Here is a 24,625-nt window from a genome sequence, read left to right as displayed (position 1 = left end):
GGCTAGGCTGTCCGTATGGAGACCAGCGACGAACTGCGATTCGACCACGGCGAGGAGACCCCCGAGCGGCTCAGGCGCCAACTCTCCCGCCTCGCCGGGATGACCGCCGCCCAGACGCGTCGCGTCGCGGGCGAGGCCCTCCGCTCGGTGGGCGCGCACAAGGACCACTTCGTGGTGCTCGCCGCCCTCGCCGAGTTCGGCCCCGCCAGCCAGGCGACGCTCTCCGGCCGCACCCGGATCTACAAGAGCGACCTCGTGGCGGTCCTCAACGACCTCGCGCACGGCGGCTGGGTCCGCCGCGCCCCCGACCCCGACGACAGGCGCCGCAACGTCATCACCATCACCGGCGACGGCGAGCGCCGCCTGGCCGAACTCGACCGGATCCTCGACGAGGTCAACGAGCGCATCATGGCCCCGCTCAGCCGCGACGAACGCGCGCAGCTGTTCGCCCTGCTCGGCCGGATCAACGCCCACCTCGCCGACGCGCCGGACCGCGCCTGACCACCGCTCCCCCGAGCCGAAGCCGCTCGCAACCGCATCGAACCGCCCCGGCTCCGGGGGAAACCCCCACCGGCGCCACCGCGTCCTAGTACGGACAGCGCCGGGACCTCCATCCACCCGTGGATCGGCCCCTGCCCCGACCCCCGGCGCCCCGGGCAGCGGGCCCCAGGAAAGAGACGGCCGTGATCTTCAAGCGCATGCTCGCCAGTGTCGGGATCGGCGGCGCCACCGTCGAGACCACTCTCGACACCGAGTCCGTCACCCCGGGCGGCACCGTCACCGGCTCCCTCAGGGTCACCGGCGGCAGCGTCGCCCAGACCGTCGAGGGCATCAGCGTCGGTCTGCGCGCCACCGTCGAGAAGGAGTACGAGTACGAGGACGACGAGGGCGAGGTGCACTCGGGCGAGTACACCATCGACCAGGTCGTCGCCGAGCACGTCGTCAGCGACGCTGTGTTCGAGCTGGAGCCGGAGCAGGAGATCGAGTTCTCCTTCGAGCTGCCCATCCCCATGGAGGCGCCCGTCACCGCGCTGTGGGGCCAGCACATTCTGGAGGGCGTGGGCGTCAACACCCGGCTGCACGTGGACAACGCCCTGGACCGCACGGACGTGGACCCGCTGCTCATCGAGCCCCTCCCCGCCCAGGCCGCGGTCCTCCAGGCGCTGCACACGCTGGGCTTCGAGCTCAAGGGCGTCGACCTGGAGAAGGGCGAGATCGCCGGCTCCCGCCAGAAGCTGCCCTTCTACCAGGAGTTCGAGTACACCGGGGCCGGGCAGTACGGGGGCCTGGAGTCCCTGGAGCTGACCTTCCTCACCGACGAGGAGGGCGTGGACGTGGTGCTGGAGCTGGACAAGAAGCCCGGCATCCTGTTCGGCGAGGGCGGCGACACCCTCCTGCGCCTGAGCGTCGACCACGACGCCACCGACCCCGAGGAGATCGCCGGGGCGCTCCACGCGTGGATCGACGCGATCGCCGGTGAGCGCGGCCTGTTCTGATCCCCCGAGGGAACCCCCGCCCCAGGACTCACCGGGTGGCGCGGACCGCGACGCGGCGGGGCGCTAGGATCCCGGCGCCTCCACCACGGTGACCTCCAGGGGCAGGGGTTCCACTCGCAGCAGGCTCGCCAGGACGTGTGCCTCCCCCTGGGTGAAACCACCGCTGACCACCGTGGTCCCGCCGTCCAGGCCGACCTCGCAGGCGACGTCGGGGCCGACCTCCGGCGCGGAGACCACCTCGCCGTCCAGGACGACCGCGACGCGGCGCTGGGGGCTCCCCATCGGATGGCACGCCGCCTCACCGGTCATCCGCGACCAGGCGTCGGCGCCCTGTGCGGTGAACGCGACGTGCACCTGCCACTGGCCGCTCGACGGGTCGAGCGCGGCCTCGGCGGACTCGACGCCGTCGTTGTCCATCCGTGCCGAACCGAGCAGCAGCTCGCCGGACCCCCGCGGGTCGGGCAGGGTCACCTCGGCCTCGCCGGGATACCCCGTTTCGGTCGCCCCGACCGCTCCCACCACCGGACGGACCGCCAGGAGCCCGCGCCGTTCCAGGAGGGCGACCGCCTCGTCGGGGTCGGCGTCGCGCGGCAACCCGACGGTGACGGTTCCCTCCCCGGTGGTCACCCGCGGCTCACCGGCGCCCATGGCCGCGACCCGTTGGCCCAGGATCCCGGCGACGTCGTCCATGACCGCGGGGCCCGCGGTGGCGGTGGGGTCGGCGACCCTGAGGACGACGGTCTCGCCCCTGTCGAGCCACAGAACCCACACCGTCGCCCCGGCGAGGACGAGGACGGCGAGAGCGGCGCAGACGAAGGCCGGGATCAGCCACCAGCGGGCGCGGTTCGAGGACGTCGGGGGGTGGGGGGCCACGGGGTTCCTCTCCGGCGGGACCGCGGGGAAGCCGACCCCCGCGCGCGGCACGGCGGGTCCCGCTCCCCCGTCGGGCTCACATCATGGGGGCGATGACCACGCGGTAGCGGTCGCCGTCGGCGGTGGACACGTCGCGGCGGAAGTCGTTGACCCGGTTCACCGACCGCTGCACCACGCCGCCGTCGATCTCGCTCGTGTCCACCGTGGGCAGGTACTTCTCCACCGCGCGGAGCGCCTCGTCGACGGTCATGGCGGTCTCCCGCCGTTCCGGGACGATGCGCCACCCGTCGTCGGCGAGGCGGCTGATGGCGATCCGGAACATACCCGGTCTCCCTGCGGTCTCGGGGGGCTCTGACCGCATTCTCCCCCATCCCGTCCGACGCTGTGAAGTGCCCGGGAACGGACGGCGAACGTTCGTGCGGCACGCGCCCGCACCGCCGCGTCCCCGGGCGCCCCGTGCGTCAGAGCCAGGTGACCGCGGAGTCCTCCAGGTCGTAGCGCGCGGCGACGATCTCCAACCGCCCGGACTCGACCCGGTCGCGCAGGTCGGCGTCCTGGCGCAGCGTCTCGGCGACGTGCCGGGCGTTGGCCCGGATGCAGTCGTCGACGAAGTCCTCGCCGTCGTCGGGGGTCGACTCGACCACGGGGAGGATCTCCTCGACCAGGTACCCGATGTGGCCGTGCGGGACCTCGCCGGTCCGGTGCGCCTCGACCGCCGCCGTGACGGCGCCGCACGAGGAGTGCCCCAGGACCACGATGAGCGGCACCTCCAGGTGCTCGGCCGCGTAGCTGATGCTGCCGAGCACCGACTCGTCGAGCACCTCGCCGGCGGAGCGGATGGTGAACACGTCACCGAGGCCCTGGTCGAAGACCAACTCCGGAGGGACGCGCGAGTCCGCGCAGCCCAGGACCGTGGCGAAGGGGGCCTGGCCGCCGGTCAGCTCGGCTCTGCGGGCCCTGCCCTCGTGCGGGTGCCGGGAGTGGAAGGTGCGCCAGCGCCGGTTGCCCCGTCGGAGCAGGCGCATCGCGGTGTCGGCGTCGACGGAGCCCGGTTCGGTCACGGGCACGGGCTCGGCGAAGGCGGAGGCAGGAAGTGCGGTCGCGGCGGCGACGCTGGCGCCGCCGAGGAGCGAGGCGCGCAGGGCGCCCCGGCGTGAGAGGGACATAGTGGGTGTAAATCCTCACGTATGCATTCAAACCACCGTGGGTTTCACGGGCGCCACAGAACCTACTCTTCGCGACTATCCGGGCACCACCGACCTTGACGCGTCCCTAACGGCGTTCGTCTACGCTGGTTGACCCACCGACCGTTCGTTCAGTTCGCGGCCCCGAACGCACCCGTCGACACGGGCCCCGGGCGGACGCCGCCCCCGTACGCGGGGGCCCGGCACGAGGTACATTCGACAGACGTGTCCCGAACTTCCCCAGTCGAACCGGCTCCCGCGCGCGGCGGGGCCGCCAGGCGCCGCTCCGGCCGCCCCGGCCACGACGCCGACTCCGTCCTGCGCGTGGCCGCCCGCGTGTTCAACGAGCGCGGATACGACGGCACGAGCATGGAGGACCTGGCCCGCGCGCTCGGCGTGACCAAGTCGGCCATCTACCACCACGTCAGCGGCAAGACCGAGTTGCTGCGCCGCTCCCTGGACCTGGCCCTGGACGCGCTCTTCGCGGTCACGCGCGAGCAGGCGTCGACCACCGGCCCGGCGATCGACCGCCTGGAGAACGTCCTCCACGGCAGCGTCCGCGTGCTGGTGGAGCAGCTTCCGCACGTCACGCTGCTGCTGCGGGTCCGGGGCAACACCGAGGTGGAGAAGCACGCGCTGGCCCGGCGCCGCGAGTTCGACCACCTGGTCGCCGACCTCGTGCGCGAGGGCATCGCCGCCGGGGAGATCCGCGACGACGTCGACCCCGCGGTCGCCTCCCGCCTGCTGTTCGGCATGGTGAACTCGATCGTCGAGTGGTACAAGCCCGACCGCGGCCTGGACGCCGACGAACTGGCGGGCTCCCTGTGCCGCATCGCCTTCCAGGGGATGCGGACCGAGAACCCGTAGCGCCCCTCCCACGCGACGCGCGGCCGCCTCCCGACACCGTCAGGCAAACCCCCGGCAAACACGTGGCACACGTCACACCATCTCCGCGGGGTCCGTTGGCGCACCCAGAACCCCCGGTGACGGCGGACATCCGATCGTTCATCCTTATCTTCAAGTCTTGAATGCAAAGACGATCGTTACGCCCGAGTTGCGTCGTACATCACTCTTTTGCTTAAGGTTCTTGAAGACATGAAGGCAGCGGAGCCGCGTTTGCCTCCACGATGCCAAGGCGGGCGGACGTCCCCGGACGCGCTTCCACGCCCGGCATCGCCGCCGCGCACCCCAGGAGATCCCGTGAGCACCACCTCACCCACCCGGCCACGGCCGTCGACGGCCAGGCCGCACCACCTGCGCTACGTCGTCTTCATCGCCGCGTCCGCCGCGATGGGCGGCTTCCTCTTCGGCTACGACAGCGCCGTCATCAACGGAGCCGTCGAGGGCATCCGGGGCCGGTTCGGCGTCGGCTCGGCGGCCCTCGGCGCGGTCATCGCGATCCCCCTGCTCGGCGCCGCGCTGGGCGCGATGGCCGCCGGCCGCCTCGCCGACCGCGTCGGCCGCCCCCGTGTGATGCAGGTCGCCGCGGTCCTCTTCGCCGTCAGCGCCCTCGGCTCCATGCTCCCCCTCACCGTCTGGGACCTGGCCTTCTGGCGCGCCCTCGGCGGCGTCGCCATCGGCATGGCCTCGGTGATCGCCCCCGCCTACATCGCCGAGGTGGCCCCCGCCGCCCAGCGCGGACGGCTCGCCTCCTTCCAGCAGGCCGCGATCGTGCTCGGCATCGCCGTCTCCCAGCTCGTCAACTGGGGCCTGCTGTCGCTGGCCGACGGCGACCAGCGCGGCGCACTGTTCGGCCTGGAGGCCTGGCAGGTCATGCTGGGCGTCGAGGTGCTGCCCGCCGTCCTCTACGGCCTGCTGGCGCTGCGCATCCCCGAGTCCCCGCGCCACCTCGTCGCCCAGGGGCGGACCGAGGAGGCCAGGAGGGTGCTCGCCGCGGTCGAGGCCGACGGCGCCGACGTGGACGCCGTGGTCGCCCGGATCGAGTCCCGCCTGCGCGGTGAGCACAAGCCCAGGCTCCGCGACCTCGTGGGCGGCCGGAGCGGTCTGCTGCCCATCGTCTGGGTTGGCATCGGCCTGTCGGTCTTCCAGCAGCTCGTCGGCATCAACGTGATCTTCTACTACAGCTCCTCGCTGTGGCAGTCGGTCGGCGTCGACCCGGGCAGCTCCTTCCTCTACTCGTTCACCACGTCGATCATCAACGTCCTCGGCACCGTGATCGCGATGCTCTTCGTCGACCGGATCGGCCGCAAGCCGCTGGCCCTGGTCGGCTCCGCCGGCATGGCGGTCTCGCTCGCCCTGGCCGCGTGGGCGTTCTCGTTCAGGACCGAGATCGACGGCGCCATCGCCCTCCCCGACGCCCAGGGCGCCGTCGCCCTGGTCGCGGCGCACGCCTTCGTGCTCTTCTTCGCCCTCTCCTGGGGCGTGGTCGTGTGGGTGATGCTCGGCGAGATCTTCCCGACCCGCATCCGCGCCGCCGCGCTGGGTGTGGCCGCCTCCGCCCAGTGGATCGCCAACTGGCTCATCACCGTCAGCTTCCCGTCGCTGTCCGACTGGAACCTGTCCGGGTCCTACGTGATGTACGCGGCCTTCGCCCTGCTCTCCATCCCGTTCATCGTCCGCTTCGTGCCGGAGACCAAGGGCCGGTCGCTGGAGGACATGGGTTGAGGCGGCGGAGCCGCGCGTCCACGCGAGGGGGTCGACCGCGCCGGTCGGCCCCCTCGCGCGCGGGCGCCGGGCCACGGGGCCCGGAGGAACGGGGCGCCCCGGAAAACCGCTGGCACCCGAGGCCGGGCCCCGCCTAGAATCGCGGGGCCCGCGCACGGCGCGACGGGCCGTCGGACGACGGAGAGGACCACACCATGGCTGAGTTCACGTTCACCCCCCAGCCCACCTCCCCGATCGTCCGCGAGCCCTGAGGACCGAAGACTCCTCCCGGGGCTCGCCGTCACAGAGAGCCCGACGTGAGCACTCACGATTCCGACGCCCGCGCGTCGCACCCCCTCACCCCGTACGGCTGGTCCCCCCGTGTCGAGGCGGCCTTCGACGCCGTGGCCCTGACCAGCGAACACGTACTCCTGCCCGCCCGCGTGGCCGCGGCGCGCCGGGGCGGCGCCGAGGTGCTGCTGCCCGAGCCCGAGACCGCCGAGCACGCACCCGCCGTGCGCCGGGCCGCCCGCACCGACCCCGCGGGCGCCCCGACCAGCGGCGACTGGGTGGCCGTCCGCCGCTCCGGCGACGCCTGGCTGGTCGAGGCCGTCCTGGAGCGTTCCTCGGCCCTCGTCCGCCAGGGCGTGGCCACCGACTCCCACGACCAGGTCCTGGCCGCCAACGTCGACGCCGTCCTCATCTGCGAGGCGGCCGACCAGGGTCCCAACGTGGGCCGTCTGGAGCGCTTCCTGACGCTGGCCTGGGCCAGCGGGGCGGCCCCCGTCGTCGCCGTCACCAAGGCCGACCTCGCCGGTGACCGCCTCCCGGAGGTGGTCGAGCTGGTCGAGTCGGTCGCGGGCGGCGCGGACGTGCACACCGTCAGCGCCCACACCGGGGACGGCCTGGACGACCTGGCCCGGCGGCTGCTGCCCGGCAGCACGTGGGTGCTCCTCGGCACGTCCGGCGCCGGGAAGTCCAGCCTGGTCAACGCGGTCGCCGGACGCACTCTGATGGACACCGGCGAGATCCGCGGCGACAAGCGCGGACGGCACACGACCACCCGCCGCCAGCTCCTCACGCTGCCCGGCGGCGCGATGGTCCTGGACATCCCCGGAGTCCGCCGGATCGATGTCCCCGGTGACGCGGACGGCGTCGACCGGACCTTCGACGACATCCAGGAGTTCGCCGAGCGGTGCCGGTTCGCCGACTGCTCGCACGGACCGGAACCGGGCTGCGCGGTCGTCGCCGCCGTCGACGAGGGCGAGCTGGACGCGCGACGGCTGGAGCGGTGGAACCGGCTCCGGCGCGAGGCCGAGCGGAACCGGTCCAGGGCCGACCGCCGCCTGCGCGAAGAGGAGAAACGGCGCTGGAAGGCCAACGACAAGGTGGCCCGGGACGCACGGCGGCGCAAGCGCGGCCACGCGTTCTGACGGTCGCGGCGCACACCGCGAACGCCCGGCCTCCCCTCCGGGAGCCGGGCGTCGCGTGGGCCCGGTTCAGATGCCGAAGGCGCGCCGCGCGTTGTCGGCGACGGCGGCGGCGAGCTCGTCCTCGTCCATGCCCTTGGTCTCGGCCAGCGAGCGCAGCGTGTGCGGGATCAGGTAGGGGGCGTTGGGCCGCCCCCGGTAGGGCTTGGGCGTGAGGAACGGCGCGTCGGTCTCCACGAGCACCAGCTCCGGCGGGGCCACGCGGGCGGCCTCGCGCAGCGGCTCGGCGCTGGCGAAGGTCACGTTGCCCGCGAAGCTCATGTAGTAGCCCTGCTCGGCGCAGACCTTGGCCATGTCGGCGTCGCCGGAGAAGCAGTGGAAGACCACCCGCTCGGGCGCGCCCTCCTCCGCCAGGATCCGCAGGACGTCGTCGTGCGCCTCGCGGTCGTGGATCATCACCGCCTTGCCGTGCCGCTTGGCGATGTCGATGTGGCGCCGGAAGGACTCCTCCTGCGCACGCGCCCCCTCCGGGCCGGTGCGGAAGGTGTCCATCCCCGTCTCGCCGACCGCCACCACGTGCGGCAGGGCGGCCAGTTCGTCGATCCCGGCCAGCTGCTCCGCCAGGCCCTCGTAGCCGCCGCCCGACCGGGCCTTGCCCGCCCAGTCGGTGTCGTCGACCTCCACGCCCTCGGCTCCGTCGCCGTGCACGACGCGCGGCGCCTCGTTGGGGTGCAGCGCCACGGCCGCCCACACCCGGCCCGGATGCGCGGCGGCGGTCTCGGCGGCCCAGCGCGAGGACGCCAGGTCCACGCCCACCTGGATCAGCGGGGTGACGCCGACGCTCGCGGCCGTCGCGATGATCTCCTCGACCCCGGGCGTCTGCATGTCCATGTGCGTGTGGCTGTCGGCCACGGGGACGCGCAGGGGCTCGGGCACGGGCGGCGGCGTCTGGCTGTTGCGCTCCCTGACCGCCTTCCCGCTGCGCCTAGCCATCGGACTCCCCCTCCAGGCGGGCGAGCTCCTCGTCCACCACGGAGGGGTCGAGCTTGGCGAACAGCGGCTGCGGACGGCTGAGCGGGGTGCCCGGAACGATCGGCTGGGACTCCCAGCGCGCCTCGTCGCCGGCGTAGTCGCCGGTGATGACCGGGTAGTCCACGGACTCCTCGGAGCCGCCGATGGTGTCGTGGCCGGTCTCCAGGCGCGGCATGCCCGACCAGGTGCCGGTGCCGCCGAGCATCGCGTACACCTTGTTGGCGGACTCGGGCAGGAACGGCGTGAGCAGCGTGTTCGCGTCGTGGACCAGCTGGAGCGCCACGTGCAGGACGGTGGCCATCCGCTCCGGGTCGGTCTTCTTCAGCGCCCACGGGGCCTGCTCGGAGATGTACTTGTTCGCCTCGGCGACGGTGCGCATCGCCTCCTGGAGCCCCGCCTTGAACTGGGACCGCGCCAACCTGGCCCCGACGGTCGCGAACGCCGCCCGCGAGTCGGCCAGCACGCGCCGGTCCTCGTCGGTGAGCTCGCCCGCCTCGGGGATGCGGCCGATGTTCTTGGCGGCCATGGAGATCGACCGGTTGACCAGGTTGCCCCAGGCCGCGACCAGCTCGTCGTTGTTGCGCCGCACGAACTCGGCCCAGGTGAAGTCGGTGTCCTGGGTCTCGGGGCCGGCCGCCATGATGTAGTACCGCAGGGCGTCGGCGGAGTAGCGCTCGAGGAAGTCGCGCACGTAGATCACCACGCGCCGCGAGGAGGAGAACTTGCGCCCCTCCATGGTGAGGAACTCGCTGGAGACGACCTCGGTGGGCAGGTTGAACCCGCCCAGCTCGCCCGCGTCGCCGCCGCGGTCGCCCTCGCCGCTGGCGCCGAGCAGGATCGCCGGCCAGATCACCGAGTGGAAGACGATGTTGTCCTTGCCCATGAAGTAGTAGGACCGGGCGTCGTCGCTCTGCCACCAGCGGCGCCACGCGTCCGGCTCGCCGATCCGGCGGGCCCACTCGATCGACGCGGACAGGTAGCCGATGACCGCGTCGAACCACACGTACAGGCGCTTGTTGGCGTTGTCGGACCAGCCCTCCAGGGGGATGGGCACACCCCAGTTGAGGTCGCGGGTGACCGCGCGCGGCTGGAGGTCCTCGACGAGGTTCAGGGAGAACTTGAGGACGTTGGGACGCCAGTCGCCCTCCTTGCCCTTGAGCCACGTGGAGAGGATGTCGGCGAAGGCGGGCAGGTCGAGCATGAAGTGCTCGGTGTCCACGAACTCGGGGGTCTCGCCGTTGATCCGCGACCGCGGACCGATGAGGTCCACCGGGTCGAGCTGGTTGCCGCAGTTGTCGCACTGGTCGCCGCGCGCGCCGTCGTAGCCGCAGATCGGGCAGGTGCCCTCGATGTAGCGGTCGGGCAGCGTGCGGCCCGTGGACGGCGAGATCGCGCCCTTGGTGGTGTGCGTGAAGACGTAGCCGTTCTCGTACAGCGTGGTGAACAGCTGCTGGGCGACGGAGTAGTGGTTGCCGGTGGAGGTACGGGTGAACAGGTCGTAGGACAGACCGAGGGCGACCAGGTCCTCGGCGATGATCCGGTTGTAGCGGTCGGCCAGCTCCCGGGCGCTGACGCCCTCCTGGTCGGCCAGCACCTGGATCGGGGTGCCGTGTTCGTCGGTGCCGCTGACCATCAGCACGTGGTTGCCCGACATTCGCTGGAAGCGGGAGAAGACGTCGGAGGGGACTCCGAAGCCGGACACGTGGCCGATGTGGCGCGGTCCGTTGGCGTAGGGCCAGGCGACCGCGGTCAGGATGTGGCGATGGGACGACATGCCTCAAGACTAAAGCCGTCGGGACACGACCGCGCCCTCCGGCACAGGGTCCGCGCGACCCGGACCGCTCCGGCGTGCGGACCCGGCGCGGGCGCGGAGGTGGTTGTCCACAGGTCTCCATGGGACGATTCCCCCGGGTACGACCGTGCCCGTATGCTCTGCAGAACGCCGCCGATCGCGACCGGGGCGCCCGGCGGCTCCACAGGAAACCCGGTCCTATGCGTTCGAGGCGGTGGTCACCACGGGTACCCGTGCGCTCCCCCGTCCTGCCCACACCACCATCCTGATCACCGGCATGGTGCTGATGGTCGTGCTGTCGATCCCCCTGACCTCCAGCACCGCCGCACCCGGCGAGCCCGAACTCGCGCGGCACGGCGTGGCCGGAGCCGGGCACGCGCCCGACCCCGGCAAGGACGTCGGCGCCCGCCGCACGGCCGGAACCGAGCGGACCGGCGGGTCGACCGACGAGGGACCCCGGGAACGCGCCCGACCCCGCGAGCACCCCGTCCTCACCGCCGTGGCCGCCCCGGTCACCTGCGAGCAGCGCACCACGCCGCGCGACCTGCCCGACGCGGTGCCCAGCTGCGCGCTCCGGCTGGCGGCCTGGGAACAGCCGTGGTGGCCGATGCCCCGGCCGCACCCCGACTCCCTGCCCGAACCGGTCGCCAGCGGGGACCTGCCACCCACGCGGGCGCCCCCTCTCACCGCGCCCACCTCCGTCTGACCCCCGTCGGACCGCGCCCGGGGCACACCGGTCGCGCCCGGCGATCCACCCACCCGCAGTGAGAGGTTCCACCCCTTGTCCAGTCAATCGGGAGCCGGAGGGCGCTGGATTCGCGCGCTCATCTCCCTCCTCGTCATCCTCGTCGCGTTCGGCGCGGCGTGGTTCATCCCGCCGCGTCTGGGTCTCGACCTGAGCGGCGGCACGCAGATCGTCCTGGAGACCCAGGACGGCCCGGACGGCACCCCCGCCAACTCCGAGAACACCGACATGGTCATCGAGGTGCTGCGCCAGCGCATCGACAGCCTCGGCGTGGCCGAGGCGAACATGTCGCGTTCCGGCGAGAACCGCATCATCGTCGAGCTGCCCGGAGTCCAGGACCCGGCCGAGGCGGCCGAGATCATCGGCCAGACCGCGCAGCTGACCATCCACCCCGTCCTCGGCACCGGCCAGGGCGGTCAGGGCATCCAGCCCCAGGGCGACTTCGCCAACGCCCCGCAGGACTCCGGCGACGAGGCGCGCGCCCCGGCCGACGCCGAGGACGGCGAGGGCGAGGAGTCGTCCGGCGACGGGTCCACCGAGGGCGAGTCCGAGATGACCCAGGAGGAGCTGGAGGAGCTCCTCGGCGGCATGGGCGGCGACCCGACCGCCGGTCAGGGCCAGCCCGCGGAGAACCCCGACGACGTCGTGATGACGCTCCCGGACTCCACCGGCACCTACCTCCAGCTCGGCGAGGCCGCCATCCAGGGCGACCACATCGCCGGCGCCACCGCCCGGCTGGACAGCGCCACCGGCGCCTCCTGGGTCGTGGACGTCAACTTCCGCGGCGAGGGCCGCGACGAGTGGGAGCAGCTCACCGCCGAGGCCGCCTGCAACGACATCGGCGACCCGCGCCGACGCGTCGCGATCGTCCTCGACAACGAGATCATCTCCGCCCCGGAGCTCAACAACAGCTACATCTGCGACGCGGGCAGCCGCGAGGGCGTCACCACCATCACCAACACCGAGTTCACCAGCGAGACCGCGAACGAACTCGCGGTGCTGATCGAGGGCGGATCGCTGCCGCTGCCCGTCACCGAGGTCCAGCGCCAGACGGTCGGCCCGACCCTCGGCGCCGCGGCCATCGAGGCGAGCGCCGTCGCCGCCCTCCTCGGCATCGCGTTCACCGCGCTCTACATCACGCTGGTCTACCGCCTCGTCGGTCTGCTGGCCTCCGTGGCCCTGGCGTTCTACACGCTCATCGCCTACGGGGCCCTGGTCGCGATCGGTGCGACGCTCACACTGCCCGGTCTGGCCGGTTTCGTGCTGGCGATCGGTATGGCCATCGACGCCAACGTGCTCATCTTCGAGCGCGCGCGTGAGGAGTTCCAGCGCCAGCAGCAGGTCTACGACGCCAACCGGGCCTCCGGCATGCGGGAGGGCGACGACGAGGACGCCAAGGGCGCGGCGGCCCGCCGCCGTCGCCGCCGGGCCATCCCGCCGAGCCTGGAGAAGGCCTTCGTCGAGGGCGGGCGCAAGGCGTGGAGCGCGGTGCTCGACACCAACATCACCACGCTCATCGCCGCGGCGCTGCTGTTCTTCTTCGCGTCCGGCACCGTCCAGGGCTTCGGTGTGACCCTGAGCATCGGCACCCTCGCCTCGATGGTCTCCGCGCTGGTCATCGCGCGCGTGCTCGTCGAGTGGGCGGTCCGCCGCGCGATCGTCCGCAAGCACCCGGCGATCTCCGGTCTCGACCGGATCGGCGCGGTGCGCACCTGGCTGACCACCAAGAACCCCGACGTGATGAAGTACCGCCGGATCGCCCTGGCCGTGGCCGGGGTCATCGTCGCGACCTCCGTCGCCGCCCCGTTCGTGCGGGAGGCCAACCTGGGCGTGGAGTTCACCGGCGGCCGGGTCCTGGAGTACGAGATCACCGGCGACCAGCAGCTGAGCGTGGACGCGGCCCGCGAGGTCGTCGCCGGGCTCGACTTCCCCGGCTCGGACACCGCGGTCGTGCAGGAGTCCGGTGACGGCGACCTCTCGGTCCGCACCGGCGACATCTCCGACGCCGACGCGGCGTCCGTCCAGGACGCCCTGGACGAGGCCACCGGCGGGGTGGAACTGGTCAGCGACGAGCTGATCGGCCCGAGCATGGGCGACGAGCTGCGCAACCGGGCGCTCATCGCCCTGGGCGCGGCGCTCGCCCTCCAGCTGATCTACCTCGCGTGGCGGTTCCGCTGGTCCTTCGGCCTGTCGACGATGCTGTCGCTGGCGTTCAACATCACGCTGGTGATCGGCCTGTTCATCTGGTTGGGCAAGCCGATCGACGGCGTCTTCCTCGCCGCGATCCTGAGCGTCATCGGCTTCACCGTCAACGACACGGTCGTGGTGTTCGACCGCGTCCGCGACGAGTGGGCGCGGGACGAGAAGTCGCCGTTCCCGGAGATCGCCAACCGCGCGGTGCTCAACACGGTGCCGCGTACGGTCAACACCTCCGTCGGGGCGCTCATCATCCTGGGCTTCCTCACCTTCCTCGGCGGGTCGTCGCTCCAGGACTTCTCGATCGCGATGCTGGTCGGTCTGATCACCGGCGTGTTCTCCACGGTGTTCGTGGCGGTCCCGCTGGCCGTGTTCTTCCAGAAGTGGGACAGGACGCCCGCCCCGCACGTGATCAAGGAGCGCAAGGCCAAGCAGCGCAACGCCGCCAAGGCCGCCCGCGAGATGGACGACGGCGCGGTCGTGTAGGCCGGACCGACGGGTCCGTCCTCCGGAACGCGAGGGGCCCCGGGTACCGTGCCACGGCGCGGCGCCCGGGGCCCCTCCCGTGTTCCGGGGGGAGGTCGCGGACGGGGGTCGTCGGGGGATCCCGGTGCGGGGTTCCCGAGGGGGCGGGGCGGCCCTCCCGTCCGGCGGGGGCGACCGGTCGGACCGCTGGTGTCACCCCGCCGCGGCGGGCGCCGGAGCGCCCTCGGAGGCCTGGACGAGCACGAAGCCCTGGCCCTCGAAGGCCAGCTGGACGGCCTCGCCGCTGCCCCGGCCGATCAGCGCGCCCGCCTTCACCGTCTTGCGCACCCCCGTCCGCAGGGAGCTGGACCAGGCGACCACCGCGTCGGTGTCGACGAAGGTCGGCTGGTCGACGTTGAGCAGGACCGGCATGCCGTGGCAGGCGATGGCGATGCGGCCGTGCCCCTGGAACACCGTGTTGAACAGGCCGCCGGTCATCATCCCGGCGCCCTCGACGCGGCGGATGTCCCAGCTCAGGGTGGGGTCGAAGGCCAGGACGTTGTCACCGCTGACGGTGAGCGCGTCGCCCTCCAGGTCGATGAGGTGGACGTCCCAGGCGTCGCGGGCCAGGAAGACGTCCCCCTGCCCGGTGATCCGCATGAGGGGCATGCCCTCGCCGGTGAGGGCCTTCTTGAAGAACCTGCCCACGCTGCCGGCGCCCTCGTAGGAGAAGTCGATGTTGCCCTGGTAGGCCACCATCGAGCCCTGCCGTGCGAGCACCTCGCCGTTGAGGCCGATCCGCAGCATCTTGTGGTTCTGCAGGGACATGCCCGGGATGTTGTTCTCCTGGACGCTTTGGAAGAGTTCGCTACGCATGCCCCTGATCCTGCCCCACGCCGTGAACCAGGTCGTACACCTCGCGCTTGGGCACACCCGCCTCCTTCGCGACCCGGGCGATCGCCTCCTTGCGGCGCACGCCCTCCTCCTCCAGTGCCGCGACCGCGGCGACCAGGTCGCCCGGGTCCGTCGAGCCGCCGCCCGGTCGAGCGCCCTCCACGACCACGGAGATCTCCCCGCGCACGCCCTCGGCGGCCCAGGCGGCCAGTTCCCCGAGCCCGCCGCGGCGCACCTCCTCGTAGGTCTTGGTCAGCTCGCGGCACACGGCCGCGCGGCGGTCGGCGCCGAAGGCCCGGGCCATCGCCTCCAGGGTCGCGGCGATCCGGTGCGGGCTCTCGAAGAAGACCATCGTGCGCCGTTCGTCCGCGAGGTCGGCGAGATACCCCGTCAACCCCTTGCGCGGCGGAAATCCCTCGAAGCAGAATCGGTCGGTGGGCAGGCCGGAGACCACGAGCGCGGTCGTGACGGCCGAGGGTCCAGGGATGGAGGTGACCGGAATGTCCTCCTCCGCGCAGGCCGCGGTCAGGCGGTAGCCCGGGTCCGACACACCGGGCATCCCCGCGTCGGTGACCACGAGCACGTCGGTGCCCGACCTCAGGTCGGCGAGCAGCTCGTCGGTCCTGCGGCTCTCGTTGGCGTCGTAGTAGGACACGACCCGGGCGCCCTCGGCGCCGCCCAGCCGCACGCCCGCACGCGCGGCGAACTGGCGCAACCTGCGCGTGTCCTCGGCCGCGATCACGCGCGCTCCCTCCAGCGCGCGGATGAGCCGGGGCGGCGCGTCGTCCAGGTTCCCGATGGGCAACCCGGCGAGCGTCAGCGTCCCGACGCGCCGTGTTCCAGCCACACCCTCAACCACTGTGATCCCCGTCCTGTCACGCTACGGTTGGCCTGTCACGCCGACCGAAAAGGTTTCGCGGTCCGCACGGACCCATCTCCGAACCCCAACCTACGAGCCGAGATGACCACCACCGCACCTTCCTCCGAGGCACCGCCTCCCGCATCGCCGCACCCGCCCCGCCAGCGCCTCGATCTGCCCCGCCCCTCGACCGACCGCCCTGAACCCCGGTGGCTGGGCTGGGCGGGCGCCGTCCTCGTCGCCCTGTTCGCCGGGGCCCTGAGGTTCTTCAACCTCGGCGAGCCCGCACGGATCTACTTCGACGAGACCTACTACGCCAAGGACGCCTACGGGCTCTGGAACTTCGGCTACGAGCACGAGACGGTCGAGCGCGCCGACGACCTGCTGGCCCAGGGGCAGCAGGACATCTTCACCGGCGCCGGTGACTTCATCGTGCACCCTCCGGTCGGCAAGTGGATGATCGCGCTCGGCGACTGGCTGTGGTCGCTTCTGCCGTTCGGGACGTCGATGACGCCGGAGGGCTGGCGGGCGGCCTCCGCGGTGGCCGGTGTGCTCTCCGTCCTCATCCTGGTGCGCGTGGCGACGCGGATGACCCGGTCGGTGCTGCTGGGCTGTGCGGCGGGCCTCATCCTGGCCCTGGACGGCCTGCACTTCACGCTGAGCCGCATCGCCATGGTGGACATGTTCCTCACCCTCTGGCTGCTGGCGGGGTTCGCGTGCCTGGTGGTCGACCGCGACGTCACGAGGGAGCGCCTGGCCCGCCTGGCGGAGTCCGGCGCGGACCTGGCCCGGGTGGGGTGGCTGGGCGCACGCTGGTGGCGGTGGTCGGCCGGTCTGTGTTTCGGTCTCGCGATCGGCACGAAGTGGTCGGCCCTGTTCTTCGTGGCCGCGTTCGGACTGCTCACCGTCGCCTGGGACTACGGGGCCCGGCGCAGCGTGGGCCAGCAACGGCCGTTCTGGCGCTGGTTGGGCGTCGACGCCGTCCCGGCGTTCGTCCAGACGGTCGTCGTGGCCGCGGTGGTGTACCTCGTCTCGTGGTCCGGGTGGCTGTTGACCAGCGGCGGCTACAACCGCGACCGTGCCGTCGGGTCGCTGCCCGAGTGGGTGCCGGCGCCGCTGAGCGCTCCCGTGGAGGCGCTGTGGAGCCTGTGGGACTACCACGTCCGCATGATGAACTTCCACAGCAACCTCACCAGCGACCACTCCTACATCTCGGCTCCGTGGGAGTGGCTCATCATGCGCACACCGGTGATGTTCCACTACAACGGTGAGGCGGTCGGCTGCGGCACCGGCGACTGCGTGACGTCGATCGTGTCCATCGGCACGCCGGTGATCTGGTGGACCTCCATCGCCGCGCTCGTGGTGATGATCGGCTGGTGGGTGACCTTCCGCGACTGGCGTGCCGGTGCGGTGCTGCTGGCGGTCGCGGCGGGCTGGCTGCCCTGGTTCGCCTACCCGGACCGCCCGATGTTCCTGTTCTACGCGCTGCCGATCCTGCCCTTCCTGGTGCTGGGCATCGTGCTCATGCTCGGCCTGGTCATGGGCGCCGGAGAGGACAGTCCGCGATTCGCCCCCTACAGCCGGGCCCTGGGCGGAATCGCCTTCGGCGTGGTGATGCTCCTGATCGTCGCGCACTTCGCGTATCTGTACCCGGTGCTGTCGGCTTACCCGTTCGACGAGGCGACCTGGCGGGAACGGCTGTGGTTCGACGTGTGGATCTACGGCAACGGCGGTTCCTGACCAGGAGCGGGAGGCGTCTGACCCCGGTCGGGGTCGCGGCCTTTAGTACCAGGGGCGGCGGAAATCAATAGTTTGGTGTAGCCGAAAGAGGACAGAGCGGAACCGTGGATTCCTTCCCGAAAACTCTCGGCAGCGAGCACGCACCCTGGTACTGTCAGCAACTGGTTGCTGTTGTTGTTTCCATGGATGCCCGAGGCGCCTCGCGGAACTGCACGTGGGCGCTCGTCGGGGATGACTCGTCGGTGCGGCGCCCGGCGACCCGGGGCCAGCAGGGTGCGGCCCCGAAGTAGTCCCCAAGGGAGAGCACATGGCTCAGGGCACCGTGAAGTGGTTCAACTCTGAGAAGGGTTTCGGGTTCATCGCTGTGGGCAACGGCGAGCCCGACGTGTTCGTCCACTACTCGGCGATCGCGGGCAGCGGCTTCCGGAACCTGGAAGAGGACCAGAAGGTCGAGTTCGAGATCATCCAGGGCCCCAAGGGCCCGCAGGCGTCTGACGTTCGCGCGGTCTGATCGCCACCCGTCTTCACCGGCCCCCCGCTCACGCGTGAGCGGGGGGCCGGTCGGTCTTCGGACACCTCGGCGTCATCCGGGCATGGTTACCCATGGGCATGGATACCGGTTAACCTGCTTGAAGCCGGTCGGATCACGAAGGGCGAGGATCGCGCATGTTCAACATCAGCGGAGGAGAGTTCATCGTCCTCCTCCTGCTCGCGGTGCTGATCTTCGGTCCCGACCAGCTGCCCAAGATGGCTCAGCAACTGGGTCGCCTGCTCCGCCAGCTCCGGACCATGGCCAACTCCGCCACGGCCGACATCAAGGACGGGCTGGGGCCCGAGTTCAAGGACTTCGACGTCCAGGACCTCAACCCGAAGCGCTTCGTGCAGAAGCACTTCTGGGAGGACGACGACGAGCCCGAGCGCAGGCCCGCGGCCCGGCTCAACGGCAAGCGCCCGCCCTTCGACGACGAGGCCACCTGACCGTGTTCGTCCTGGGCCCCTGACGCTCGTTCCCCGCTGACGGCTCGACTCGCCCGCCCGTCGCCCGCCACCCTCGACGGACGCCCGCGGTGCGGTCCTGCCCTGAGAGCGCCCTGTCGGCGCCCGAACGGTCAGCCGACGAGCATCAGGACGAACAGGGCCAGCCCCAGCACGACCAGCGATCCGACGATGATGGCGGGCGAACCGACCGCCAGGACCAGCACCTCGACGGCGACCGCCCCACCGAGTGCCCCGGCCAGCCAGGGCCAGCGGGGGGCCGGATCCCAGCCGTGGCGGCGTTCGCGGCTGACGCTCACGAACATGGCCAGCGCGATGAGCGCCCAGAAGGCCAGGTGTCCCAGCGCGCGCGTCTGCGGATCGACGTAGTCGGCCATCCCGCCGACCACCATGACGTACCCGACCGTGCCGGACAGCAGCCGCCAGTGTCCGCCGCTCCGTTGCGCGGGGATCACCATGCGCCTGGCCGGGGAGGTGCGGCGGAAACGCTCGGCCGCGATCGGGCTCCCGGCGGGTTCCCCGGCCTCCTCCACGGGTTCCACCGTGGTGCGCGGCGGGTCGTCGGGGGGATCGGAGGCCGAAGGCTCGTACCCTCCGGCGGGTTCGGGTTCCTCCGGGTACTGGTAGCCGCCAGTGTGGTGCGAGGAGTCGGACACGGGGATCGCGGCCCTTCGGCGTCGGCTGGGTCCGGTCCCGCCCGGGGCCGGGGTCATCTCCACTCCCCTACCCCGTGGCATCCGGGGTCAAAGCCGCCACGTCGGCTCTCCACGCGCCCGGACCCCGCCTCCGGGGTGGAGGGACCCCTTCCGGGCCCCTCCACCGGGGTTCCGAGGAACCCGCGCACCGGGCTGGTTACTGCCAGCTCCACCCACTGTTGTGAGAGGTCCGCGCATGCGTGGTCATGGCAACTACCTTTCCTGTGGTCTCCAGCCCATCCCACCGACCAAGATGGCGTATCTCACCGATCCCGCACAAGTCCCGAGAAGGTTCATTGGCATTCCCGTGGAGGAGAGACCACCAAAGGTTGCAGCACCTGTAGAGAAATTGTCGATACTCTCCGTGTCTTTGCAGCTCAGAGTAGTTTCCATTGTGAACAGAGAGACACCGGGTACCCATTGACCAGCTAAGACAAGGCCTCGATTCATCAAAATTGAAACGAGCGGCCCGAGAGTGGGAGAAGTTCCCCGGCAAACGGATTCTGCGGTTCCCGTCCGCGACCCCGGGGAAGGACGGCGCGGGCACCTGCGGCGGCGCGTCCGACAGCCACTGGGCAACACCCCTACGACCTCCCCCGACCCGCGCGCCCACTTCCGCCACGGCAGCACCCGGAAACACGTTCCGTCACGGCCGCCGTCGGTGTCAGGTTCTGTCGGCAACCCACGGGAACCGCCCTCAGCCCCCGTTTCGGACAAGCCCAAAATGGCATAATCCGCCCGGTATTCCCGGTCCGGAACACCACCATGGTGCCGCACCGCCACCGCGCGAAAGAGCTCTTGGACCCGTTTCCCTTCGACGTGAGCCGGGTAGCGGCGGGCCGGTCCACCCGGCGCCGCCGCCCCGAAGTGCCACCGTGCGGCCCGCGCGCTCCGAGGGGACGGCGTGCCATGCGGCCCCTAGAGCGCGAGACCGCCCACGATGAGACCGACCGCCGCGCCGACCAGCCCCAGGACCAGGCTCCCCGCGCCCAGCCAGAGGAACACGCGCATCCGGTTGGGCTCGCTCGGATCGCGGCCCAGGACCGACAGGAAGAGGCCGAGCGGCATGAGGATCGCGGCCAGGAGCACGAGATCGCCCGCCAGGCGGCTCCAGTCGGGCACTGTGGGCTCGTTGAGCAACAACCGCACCACAAGCCCCAGCATCACCAGAACGCCCGCGTGGGCGTGCCCCGCGCGGAAGTAGGAGCGTTGGAGCTCGTTGGCCGGGACACCGCCGTTGACGACCCGCAGCAGGAAGGTCCCCCCGTAGGCGATGCCGACGACGGTGAGGAGGATGACCCCCGAGGAGACGAGGCTGACCGCTGACATGGCTACTCCTGCGAGGAAGGGGAAAGGGGGTCGAAGAGCAGACCCGCGCTCCGGCGGGTGATGTCGGTCAGGTCGGCGTCCCCGAACAGGGACCGCACCCCGGACGAGTCGAGGTTGCCCGTCAGGGCGAGCGTCGCGATGCCGTGCACGATCGCCCAGCCGCCGACCACGGCGGCGGGCTTGTCCCCGGCGCCCTCGGCGACGGTGTCCACCCCCGTGGTGAGTTCGTCGAACGCCGCCGCACGGGCCGCCGCCAACTCCGGATCCTCCGCGTTGAGCAGTGTGGGCGCGAACATCACCTGGAAGTGCGCGGGGTGCTCGACGGCGAAGCGCACGTACTCTACCCCCGTCTCCAGGAAGCCGCGGCCCGCCTCGCGACTGCCGCGCAGCCGTTCGGCGAGGATCCGGAACCCCTCCGCCGCGATCGCGTTGAGGACACCCTCCCGTGAGCCGAAGTGGTACCGGGGCGCGGTATGGCTGACACCGAGGTCGACCGCGAGTGATCGCAGGCTGAAGGAGTAGGGGCCTTCGCTCTCGATGACTTCCGCCGCGCGCTTCAGGACGGCGGCACGTAGGTTTCCGTGATGGTATCCGTCTGCCACACACCTAACTTTACACTGACAAGTTGCCAGTGTAAAGATCCGGGCCGGCACCACCGGAACAGCGGCCCGCAGCCGATCCGCGCGCCCTGGGCACTACCCTGGAACCGTGCCCGGCCGCCCCGCCGCAGGGGATAGCAACTTCGCCGGTGACACTCGGGGCTCCGGTCCGGAGACCGCCCGCCGCAGGGAATGACGTTTCGGACCCGAGCACGGAAGGGCCCCGTCCTCGACGGCTGGCTCTGACGGTGGTCGCAGCACCCTGGTTCCCAGGAGGTTGCGACCACCACGCCATCGTCGAGGAGGGAACTGGCCGGTTCCGAGCGCCTGGCTGAGCCCGTTCGATCGACGAGTCGTTGCGACGGCCCCTCGAACACCCCGAGCGTCGGAGCCGCGGAGCGTTCGTGGAACAATCGCTGCGCGCGCACCCGATCGAACGACCCCCTGCCCCGGGTGGAAGGCGACGACGTGGACCCCCTCCTGCCCGTGGACCCCGGACACATCGGCCGTTACCGCCTGACCCACCGCCTGGGCGCGGGAGGCATGGGCCAGGTGTACCTGGCGTTGACACCGTCGGGCCGTCAGCTCGTGGTCAAGGTGATCCGTCCCGAGTACGCGGAGGACGACGAGTTCCGGGCCCGGTTCGCCCGGGAAGCCGAGGCCGCCCGTCACGTGGGCGGGTTCCACACGGCGCAGGTGGTGGACGCCGACCCCGGGGCGGACGCGCCGTGGATCGCCACCGCGTACATTCCGGGGCCGTCCCTGCACGCGGCCGTCCGCGCCGACGGACCGATGCGCGGCCCGGAGCTGCGTGCCCTGGTCCTGGGTCTGGCGGAGGGGCTGGAGGCGGTCCACGCCTGCGGCCTGGTGCACCGGGACCTCAAACCCGAGAACATCATCCTGGCCCAGGACGGGCCGCGGATCATCGATTTCGGGATCGCGCGTCCGCTGGACGCCACGAACCTGACGGCGACGGGGGCGGTGTTCGGGACGCTGGCGTACATGTCGCCGGAGCAGACCGAGGGACAGCGGGTGGGACCGGCCTCGGACGTGTTCTCGCTGGGGACGGTGCTGGCCTTCGCGGCGACGGGGGCCAACCCGTTCGCCGCCGAGTCGATGGCGGCCACGGTGCGTCGCCTGATCGGCCCCCCGCCCCCGCTCGTCGGCGTCTCCGACGACGTCGCCGGGCTCATCACCGCCTGCTGGGCCCGGGACCCCGGAACACGGCCCACGCCCGGTCGTCTGCTGGATTCCTCCGGCGCCCAGCGGCCGCTCCCACAGACGCGGTCGGAGGAGCCGGTCCGCACGCGCCGCCCACCCGCCGGGCCGTCGCCCACCCGGCCGGCCACGGGGCGCCAGCACCGGCCCGAGCCCGAGCCGCAGCGGTGGATCAGGAGGTACCGGTCGCTGATCGTGCTCCTCCTCCTGGCGCTCTTCGGGCTCGCCATGCCCTCGTTGTTCGGGGCGTTGATCGGGTGAGCCCCTTCACGCGGCGCCCTCCGTACTCAGCCTGAGGCGGACGGCGGCGATGACCTCCCGCTGTTCCGCGATCGCGGCCCGCCTCTCTCACTCCGAGGGAAGCCGCGCGCCGATCGACATGAGCACGATCGGCGCGAAGGGCCGGAGCCGGGGTCGTCGCCCCGGAAAGCACGAGGACCCACGCGGAGGATTGCGGGGCAATCGACCACGTGGGTCCTCTGTCTGCGGTGGAGCTATGGGGATTTGAACCCCAGACCCCCTCGATGCGAACGAGGTGCGCTACCGGACTGCGCCATAGCCCCGAAGACGAGTTAAAGACTAGCAGGGTTTGCGGGTGGTCCGAACACGGCCGGACCACCCCGATCCGGATCAGTCCCCGGCCGCCCGGAGCCGGGCGTCCGCGTACTGGTCGTACACCTGGTTGCGGCGCTCGCGGAGCGCGATCACCTGCGCCTCCCGCTCCGCCTCGCGGCGCTCCTCCTCCTGGGCCGCGCGACGCGCCCGGAACGCCGCGCGGCGGCGCGCCCTGAGCTGCGCCTCCAGGCGCTCGGCGTCGGCCTTGGCGGCCTCCCTGAGCAGGACCAGGTGCCCGGTCAGTAGGAGGACCGGCGGGGCGATGACCCACCACGGCCCGAGGTCGAGCGCGACCGCCACGATCGTGGCCGCGTTCACCAGCGCCAGCCCCGTGGTGCGTCGCCGCCGGCGGGCGATGACCCGTGCCCGCGACTCCCCGGCCCCGCGGTGCCGCCCCGGACGGCCGTGCGGACGCACCCGCCGGGCCGTCGCCACGGCGCCCTCGGCGGGCCCGGACGCGGGCCGCCGGAGCACCTGGGTCTCCTCGGAGTCCGGGTCCCCTCCCTCGTCCGGAACCGCCTCCGCGGCGTCGTCGGGCTCGTCGCCCTCCTCGGCCTCCTCCGGCTCCCACTCGTCCCCCCGACGCTGGTCCTCGTGGACGGTGTCCACCGAGTCCTTGCGCAACAGCATCGGCACGAGGACGATGAGCCAGACCACCACGATGGCCAGGTACAGAGGAGAGCTGCTCATCACCCCTCCTCACGATGACGGCCACTGAACGTTGTCCGACACGTCGTCGACACCGCTGCGCGTGGCGCCCCCGGTTCCCCGGACGTCCCCGCCCCCGGTCGTACCGGGGACGAATCCCGTGAGCCAAATCCTCGCGTTGGCCGCATCGTCAATGCGTCTACGTTCCGCACGGTACGACCCCGTGTCCATAAATGCGCCACATTCTGACCGGAGTGTCGCAAGATTGTGGACCTTCAGTTTCGGTCGGCGTGCTCTCGGGGGAGGAAGTGCAGGTCAGCGGCCGACTGCGGAGCGGAGTGTCAATTCAACGCAAAGTAATGACTCGGTCTGGGTAAAGAGGGGTTTGGCTCCGAACGCTCGCGTGCCGCTGGCGCGATCAGTTGGGTCCCGGGTGCGGACTCGCCGGATCGCGTGGATTCCCGCTTCCGTTCGGGTCTTCCGGCCCCAAAGCGGAACCAGGGTCGGAACCGGACGCGGGGAACGGCCCGGTCGGCGCACGGTCGCGCCAGCGGCGCAGCAGACCGTGGGGCACCTCCTCGGCCGTGATCGCGTAGCAGATGTGGTCGCGCCAGGCGCCGTCGATGTGCAACTGGCGCCGCCGCACTCCCTCGTCGCGGAAGCCGAGCTTGGCGACCACCCGCCTGCTGGCCCGGTTCTCCGGCCTGATGTTGGCCTCGATCCGGTGCAGCCCGACCCGGAAGAAGGAGTGGTCGACCGCGAGCGCGACGGCCGTGGGGGTGATCCCGCGTCCCGCGTGGGCGCTGTCGATCCAGTACCCCACCTGCGCTGACCTGGCAGAACCCCAGACGATCGCGCCGATGGTCAGCTGTCCCACGAACTCGCCGCCCCAGGTGATCGCCCAGGGCATCGACAGCCCCTGGCGGGCCTCGCGGCGGATGGCCTGCAGCATCGAGACGTAGGGGGTCAGACCGGTGGTGCGCAGCGGCATCTCGGGGTAGGTCGGCTCCCAGGGGCGCAGCCACTCGGCGTTGCGCGAACGCGTGTCCCGCAGCGCCGGGGCGTCGCGGAGCCGCAGCGGTCGGAGCGCGATCGGCCCGTCTTGCAGGGTGACGGGCCACCCTTGTCTGCGATACACGACCGTCCCTCCGAGCCTCACGGCATCACCGACCACGGACACGACCCCTTCCGGGGCGTGCGGTGCGCCCACCACCG

General features: G+C 71.7%; 23 protein-coding genes and 1 tRNA gene. 11 read left to right on the top strand and 13 right to left on the bottom strand.

The window, feature by feature from the left end:
- Positions 1-15: 15 nt before the first annotated feature.
- Complete coding sequence (locus ACIBFB_RS24555; RefSeq protein ID WP_397233986.1) at positions 16-501, top strand: MarR family winged helix-turn-helix transcriptional regulator; 486 nt, start codon at positions 16-18, stop codon at positions 499-501.
- Positions 502-683: 182 nt separating this feature from the next.
- A complete protein-coding gene (locus ACIBFB_RS24550) occupies positions 684-1,496 on the top strand; it encodes a sporulation protein (RefSeq protein ID WP_397233984.1) in 813 nt (270 codons plus the stop codon).
- Between the two features lie 63 nt (positions 1,497-1,559).
- On the opposite strand, the gene secD (ACIBFB_RS24545) is transcribed toward ACIBFB_RS24550, so the two are convergent.
- From secD (ACIBFB_RS24545) to ACIBFB_RS24535, 3 genes are all read right to left on the bottom strand, one after another.
- A complete protein-coding gene (gene secD, locus ACIBFB_RS24545; RefSeq protein ID WP_397233982.1) occupies positions 1,560-2,369 on the bottom strand; it encodes a preprotein translocase subunit SecD in 810 nt (269 codons plus the stop codon).
- Positions 2,370-2,445: 76 nt separating this feature from the next.
- On the bottom strand, positions 2,446-2,691 hold the full coding sequence (locus tag ACIBFB_RS24540; RefSeq protein ID WP_397233980.1) for a hypothetical protein: 246 nt from the start codon (positions 2,689-2,691) through the stop codon (positions 2,446-2,448).
- Positions 2,692-2,830: 139 nt separating this feature from the next.
- Positions 2,831-3,535 (bottom strand): carbonic anhydrase, encoded by a 705-nt coding sequence (locus tag ACIBFB_RS24535; protein WP_397233978.1) that lies wholly within the window; start codon positions 3,533-3,535, stop codon positions 2,831-2,833.
- A 342-nt stretch (positions 3,536-3,877) separates the two neighbouring features.
- Between ACIBFB_RS24535 and ACIBFB_RS24530 the strand changes: the two genes are divergently transcribed.
- The 3 genes from ACIBFB_RS24530 (at position 3,878) to rsgA (ending at position 7,590) form a co-directional block, all read left to right on the top strand.
- Entirely contained in the window at positions 3,878-4,420 is a 543-nt protein-coding gene (locus ACIBFB_RS24530) for a TetR/AcrR family transcriptional regulator (RefSeq protein ID WP_397234068.1), read from the top strand.
- Between the two features lie 423 nt (positions 4,421-4,843).
- A complete protein-coding gene (locus ACIBFB_RS24525) occupies positions 4,844-6,178 on the top strand; it encodes a sugar porter family MFS transporter (RefSeq protein ID WP_397234066.1) in 1,335 nt (444 codons plus the stop codon).
- Between the two features lie 296 nt (positions 6,179-6,474).
- Positions 6,475-7,590 carry a ribosome small subunit-dependent GTPase A gene (rsgA, locus tag ACIBFB_RS24520; protein WP_397233975.1) on the top strand — a complete coding sequence of 372 codons (1,116 nt, stop codon included), beginning with the start codon at positions 6,475-6,477 and terminating at the stop codon, positions 7,588-7,590.
- Between the two features lie 66 nt (positions 7,591-7,656).
- On the opposite strand, the gene ACIBFB_RS24515 is transcribed toward rsgA, so the two are convergent.
- On the bottom strand, positions 7,657-8,580 hold the full coding sequence (locus ACIBFB_RS24515; RefSeq protein ID WP_397233973.1) for a TatD family hydrolase: 924 nt from the start codon (positions 8,578-8,580) through the stop codon (positions 7,657-7,659).
- Positions 8,573-10,393 carry a methionine--tRNA ligase gene (gene metG / locus ACIBFB_RS24510; RefSeq protein ID WP_397233971.1) on the bottom strand — a complete coding sequence of 607 codons (1,821 nt, stop codon included), beginning with the start codon at positions 10,391-10,393 and terminating at the stop codon, positions 8,573-8,575. The genes ACIBFB_RS24515 and metG overlap by 8 nt, the downstream gene beginning before the upstream one ends.
- A gap of 232 nt (positions 10,394-10,625) precedes the next feature.
- Here metG and ACIBFB_RS24505 point away from each other — a divergent pair, with 232 nt between their 5' ends.
- Positions 10,626-11,117: a hypothetical protein gene (locus tag ACIBFB_RS24505; RefSeq protein ID WP_397233969.1), complete on the top strand. Its 492-nt coding sequence runs from the start codon at positions 10,626-10,628 to the stop codon at positions 11,115-11,117.
- A gap of 75 nt (positions 11,118-11,192) precedes the next feature.
- Complete coding sequence (secD, locus tag ACIBFB_RS24500) at positions 11,193-13,838, top strand: protein translocase subunit SecD (protein WP_397233967.1); 2,646 nt, start codon at positions 11,193-11,195, stop codon at positions 13,836-13,838.
- A 192-nt stretch (positions 13,839-14,030) separates the two neighbouring features.
- Here secD (ACIBFB_RS24500) and ACIBFB_RS24495 read toward each other — a convergent pair whose 3' ends face one another.
- Together ACIBFB_RS24495 and rsmI are read right to left on the bottom strand one after the other, a co-directional pair.
- Positions 14,031-14,693 carry an AIM24 family protein gene (locus ACIBFB_RS24495; RefSeq protein WP_397233965.1) on the bottom strand — a complete coding sequence of 221 codons (663 nt, stop codon included), beginning with the start codon at positions 14,691-14,693 and terminating at the stop codon, positions 14,031-14,033.
- Positions 14,686-15,570, bottom strand: coding sequence for a 16S rRNA (cytidine(1402)-2'-O)-methyltransferase (gene rsmI / locus ACIBFB_RS24490; RefSeq protein ID WP_397233963.1), 885 nt, complete (start codon positions 15,568-15,570; stop codon positions 14,686-14,688). Before rsmI ends, ACIBFB_RS24495 begins: the two co-directional genes overlap by 8 nt.
- A 102-nt stretch (positions 15,571-15,672) precedes the next feature.
- On the opposite strand from rsmI, the gene ACIBFB_RS24485 reads away from it, so the two are divergent.
- The 3 genes from ACIBFB_RS24485 to ACIBFB_RS24475 all read left to right on the top strand — a co-directional run bounded on the left by ACIBFB_RS24485 (position 15,673) and on the right by ACIBFB_RS24475 (position 18,288).
- Positions 15,673-17,310 carry a dolichyl-phosphate-mannose--protein mannosyltransferase gene (locus ACIBFB_RS24485; protein ID WP_397233961.1) on the top strand — a complete coding sequence of 546 codons (1,638 nt, stop codon included), beginning with the start codon at positions 15,673-15,675 and terminating at the stop codon, positions 17,308-17,310.
- A gap of 307 nt (positions 17,311-17,617) precedes the next feature.
- Positions 17,618-17,821, top strand: a complete 204-nt coding sequence (locus ACIBFB_RS24480; RefSeq protein ID WP_397233959.1) for a cold-shock protein — start codon at positions 17,618-17,620, stop codon at positions 17,819-17,821.
- Between the two features lie 155 nt (positions 17,822-17,976).
- Positions 17,977-18,288 carry a sec-independent translocase gene (locus ACIBFB_RS24475; protein WP_358561736.1) on the top strand — a complete coding sequence of 104 codons (312 nt, stop codon included), beginning with the start codon at positions 17,977-17,979 and terminating at the stop codon, positions 18,286-18,288.
- A gap of 131 nt (positions 18,289-18,419) precedes the next feature.
- Here ACIBFB_RS24475 and ACIBFB_RS24470 read toward each other — a convergent pair whose 3' ends face one another.
- The 3 genes from ACIBFB_RS24470 to ACIBFB_RS24460 all read right to left on the bottom strand — a co-directional run bounded on the left by ACIBFB_RS24470 (position 18,420) and on the right by ACIBFB_RS24460 (position 20,932).
- Positions 18,420-18,962, bottom strand: a complete 543-nt coding sequence (locus ACIBFB_RS24470; RefSeq protein ID WP_397233957.1) for a hypothetical protein — start codon at positions 18,960-18,962, stop codon at positions 18,420-18,422.
- Positions 18,963-19,919: 957 nt separating this feature from the next.
- Entirely contained in the window at positions 19,920-20,330 is a 411-nt protein-coding gene (locus ACIBFB_RS24465; protein ID WP_397233955.1) for a hypothetical protein, read from the bottom strand.
- Between the two features lie 2 nt (positions 20,331-20,332).
- Entirely contained in the window at positions 20,333-20,932 is a 600-nt protein-coding gene (locus ACIBFB_RS24460) for a TetR/AcrR family transcriptional regulator (RefSeq protein ID WP_397233953.1), read from the bottom strand.
- 450 nt (positions 20,933-21,382) lie between these two features.
- Between ACIBFB_RS24460 and ACIBFB_RS24455 the strand changes: the two genes are divergently transcribed.
- A complete protein-coding gene (locus ACIBFB_RS24455) occupies positions 21,383-22,408 on the top strand; it encodes a serine/threonine-protein kinase (protein WP_397233951.1) in 1,026 nt (341 codons plus the stop codon).
- 228 nt (positions 22,409-22,636) lie between these two features.
- On the opposite strand, the gene ACIBFB_RS24450 is transcribed toward ACIBFB_RS24455, so the two are convergent.
- The 3 genes from ACIBFB_RS24450 to ACIBFB_RS24440 form a co-directional block, all read right to left on the bottom strand.
- Positions 22,637-22,710: transfer RNA gene (locus ACIBFB_RS24450), tRNA-Ala, on the bottom strand.
- Positions 22,711-22,777: 67 nt separating this feature from the next.
- Complete coding sequence (locus tag ACIBFB_RS24445; RefSeq protein WP_397233949.1) at positions 22,778-23,452, bottom strand: hypothetical protein; 675 nt, start codon at positions 23,450-23,452, stop codon at positions 22,778-22,780.
- 376 nt (positions 23,453-23,828) lie between these two features.
- Complete coding sequence (locus ACIBFB_RS24440; RefSeq protein WP_397233947.1) at positions 23,829-24,548, bottom strand: GNAT family N-acetyltransferase; 720 nt, start codon at positions 24,546-24,548, stop codon at positions 23,829-23,831.
- Between the last annotated feature and the right edge of the window lie 77 nt (positions 24,549-24,625).

The organism is Nocardiopsis sp. NPDC050513 (assembly GCF_044457925.1).
In the GTDB taxonomy this organism is placed as follows: domain Bacteria; phylum Actinomycetota; class Actinomycetes; order Streptosporangiales; family Streptosporangiaceae; genus Nocardiopsis.
Note: the sequence above shows the minus strand (reverse complement) of the source record. Positions and strands in the feature narration are given on the sequence as shown.